Origin of the sequence: Pseudalkalibacillus decolorationis, assembly GCF_024609785.1 — a bacterium.
In the GTDB taxonomy this organism is placed as follows: Bacteria; Bacillota; Bacilli; order Bacillales; family Fictibacillaceae; genus Pseudalkalibacillus; species Pseudalkalibacillus decolorationis.
Genome location: NZ_JANHJQ010000081.1, coordinates 1 through 432, shown reverse-complemented (window position 1 = coordinate 432; position 432 = coordinate 1). Strand labels below are relative to the sequence as shown.

Genomic DNA, 432 nt, shown 5'->3' with positions numbered 1-432 from the left:
ATTTGCGATTTCTCTGGTGAAATATCTAGTTTCAAACGTTCCTTCAAGTATAATCTAACTGCGTGATACCATTTTTGAGCCGTTTTACCATCTCGACAGAGGATTTTAAAATCGTCCGCATAGCGGACGAGGTACCCCTCTTTCAGGTTCGTACGCTTCTTAGCGTATCTTTCACCTTCTTTTGTTTTATAATGTTTTATAAGAGGGAAAAACTCCCACTGTCCTGCAACCCACTGGTCTAAATCATTTAGTACAACGTTCGATAATATCGTCGATAAAATACCACCCTGCGGTACACCTTTAGAGGGTATTCCTTCTTTATCAATTTCAGCTTTTAACATTTTGGAAATACAAGCTAATACTCTTCTATCATGGATACCTAAGTTCCATAATTGTTTGATAAGAAGTGCATGATTGACATTATCGAAAAAT

General features: G+C 37.0%; 1 protein-coding gene. It reads right to left on the bottom strand.

Translation table 11 applies throughout. The features are described from left to right. Positions 1 to 432, bottom strand: a 432-nt coding sequence (locus NON16_RS25410) for a reverse transcriptase/maturase family protein (protein WP_257352405.1), incomplete at both ends; no start/stop codon positions are given.